We start from the raw sequence: 273 nt of genomic DNA on the forward strand, positions 1-273 counted from the left end.
CAATCATGGCGCATGCTGATGAATGCTATCCGCTTGAATGCTGTGGTGTGATTGTTGATAAGCAATATATCGCTTGTCGCAATATTTCAGCTCAATCTGATCAGTTTGAAATACATCCTGAAGATTTAGCTATGGCAGAAGACCAAGGCGAAATCTTAGCTTATGTACATTCCCATCCAGATGGTACTACACGAGCCTCAGAACTAGACTTAATTCAAATTGAGTTACATCAAAAGCCGTGGGTCATTTGCTCCTATCCAGATCTGGATTTTC

At 41.0% G+C, this 273-nt stretch carries 1 protein-coding gene; it reads left to right on the plus strand.

Annotated elements, in window-relative coordinates; all coding sequences use genetic code 11:
* Positions 1–2: 2 nt before the first annotated feature.
* A partial coding sequence (locus RFX69_RS11305; RefSeq protein WP_309169388.1) for a C40 family peptidase occupies positions 3–273 on the plus strand: 271 nt, incomplete at its 3' end.

Source organism: Acinetobacter sp. 148, assembly GCF_031196675.1.
GTDB lineage: Bacteria > Pseudomonadota > Gammaproteobacteria > Pseudomonadales > Moraxellaceae > Acinetobacter > Acinetobacter baumannii.